Source organism: Streptomyces sp. Q2, from assembly GCF_056820935.1.
Genome location: NZ_JBXEJE010000109.1, coordinates 1 through 1,635, shown reverse-complemented (window position 1 = coordinate 1,635; position 1,635 = coordinate 1). Strand labels below are relative to the sequence as shown.

General features: G+C 67.5%; 2 pseudogenes. Both read right to left on the bottom strand.

What is annotated here, in order from left to right:
- Positions 1–1,234 (bottom strand): annotated as a pseudogene (locus ACWBNA_RS47775) (B12-binding domain-containing protein); the annotation flags it as partial.
- Positions 1,235–1,426: 192 nt separating this feature from the next.
- Positions 1,427–1,635 (bottom strand): annotated as a pseudogene (locus ACWBNA_RS47770) (dihydropteroate synthase); the annotation flags it as partial.

Sequence of the window (1,635 nt, the reverse complement as noted above, 5' to 3'; positions counted from 1 at the left end):
CGCGGGTGCCGAAGAACGGCGGGGTGGGGATGGGGTTGTCGAGGGCCACGTCGGAGCGGCCCGCAGCCTCCTGGGGCCGTTCCTCCACGACCGGCTGGGCACTGGCCTTGACCCGGCGTTGTTTGAGTTCGGGCAGCCGGGCGCCGGGGGTGCCGCGTTTGACGCCGATCAGGGCGTCCATCAGGCGCAGGCCCTCGAAGGCGTCGCGGGCGTAGCGGACCTCGCCCTGGTAGATGTCGTGCAGGTCCTGCTCGACGTAGGCGCGGGTCAGGGCGGCGCCGCCCAGGATGACGGGGAAGTCGGCGGCCATGCCCCGCTGGTTGAGCTCCTGCAGGTTCTCCTTCATGATCACCGTGGATTTGACCAGCAGGCCGGACATGCCGATCACGTCCGCGCGGTGCTCCTCGGCGGCCTCCAGGATCGCCGAGACGGGCTGCTTGATACCCAGGTTGACCACGTTGTAGCCGTTGTTGGACAAGATGATGTCGACGAGGTTCTTGCCGATGTCGTGGACATCGCCGCGGACCGTGGCCAGCACGATGGTGCCCTTGCCCTCCTCGCCCTCCACCTTCTCCATGTGGGGCTCCAGATAGGCGACCGCGGTCTTCATCACCTCCGCGGACTGCAGCACGAACGGCAACTGCATCTGGCCGGAGCCGAACAGCTCACCGACCACCTTCATCCCGTCCAGCAGCGTCTCGTTGACGATGTCCAGCGCCGGACGCCCGGCCAGCGCAGCATCCAGATCCTGCTCGAGGCCGTTCTTCTCACCGTCGATGATGCGCCGCTTGAGCCGCTCGTCCAGCGGCAGCGCCGCCAGCTCCTCCGCCCGCCCCGCCTTGCGCGAGGTGGTGGTGGCGCCCTCGAACAGGGCCATCAGCTTCTGCAGCGGGTCATAGCCCTCACCACGCCGGTCGTAGATCAGATCCAGGGCGGTCTGGACCTCTTCCTCGGTGAAACGGGCGATCGGCAGGATCTTGCTGGCGTGCACGATCGCCGAGTCCAGACCCGCCTTCACACACTCGTCCAAGAACACCGAGTTCAACAGCATCCGGGCGGCCGGGTTCAGACCGAAGGAAATGTTCGACAGCCCCAGCGTGGTCTGCACCTGGGGGTGGCGGCGCTTGAGCTCACGGATCGCCTCGATGGTGGCGACCCCGTCACCACGCGACTCCTCCTGCCCGGTGCAGATGGTGAAGGTCAGACAGTCGATGAGGATGTCCGCCTCGTGGATGCNCAGCATCCGGGCGGCCGGGTTCAGACCGAAGGAAATGTTCGACAGCCCCAGCGTGGTCTGCACCTGGGGGTGGCGGCGCTTGAGCTCACGGATCGCCTCGATGGTGGCGACCCCGTCACCACGCGACTCCTCCTGCCCGGTGCAGATGGTGAAGGTCAGACAGTCGATGAGGATGTCCGCCTCGTGGATGCCCCAGTTCGCGGTCAGGTCCTCGATCAGCCGCTCGGCGATGGCGACCTTCGACTCGACGGTGCGGGCCTGGCCCTCCTCGTCGATGGTCAAAGCGATCAGCGCCGCCCCGTGCTCGCGGGCCAGCGCGGTCACCCTCGCGAACCGGGACTCGGGCCCGTCCCCGTCCTCGTAGTTCACCGAGTTGATCACCGCCCGGCCGCCCAGCT